1 protein-coding gene is annotated in these 380 nt (G+C 42.1%); it reads right to left on the reverse strand.

Translation table 11 applies throughout. From position 1 onward, the window contains the following. The coding region (locus tag H5158_RS22915) for a transposase (RefSeq protein WP_182740995.1) at window positions 1–380 on the reverse strand (380 nt) is incomplete at both ends.

Here is a 380-nt window from a genome sequence, read left to right on the forward strand (position 1 = left end):
TAGCTTAGCTTTTTACGCGATTCATCATTTTTAAACTGAACTTGCCGTCCTGTTTTTATAGGTGGCTTTCGCATACATTGCTGTTGCAGTGGGCATACCTTGCAATCTTTTAAGTAACCGCAGAATCGCGTATATTTTTGGTTGTGGCTGTTTACATTTATACCGCTTCGCCACATTTCATTGCCTGCGGGACAGCGGCAGGTTTGTGTCGTCTCATCATAATGGAAGTCGTCTGAGGTAAATAACCGTGGCTTGCCTTTACTGCGTTTTAGTCGGCGCTTTTCTTGCTCTGTCTCATAAGTTTCACTTTCTTTAAACAGCGGATTTCGTTTTCTAAATTGGTTATCCGCAATGTAAGTATCAAAGCCACTTTTCGCCAT

Source organism: Pseudoalteromonas sp. SR45-6 (assembly GCF_014163545.1).
GTDB classification, from domain to species: domain Bacteria; phylum Pseudomonadota; class Gammaproteobacteria; order Enterobacterales; family Alteromonadaceae; genus Pseudoalteromonas; species Pseudoalteromonas rhizosphaerae.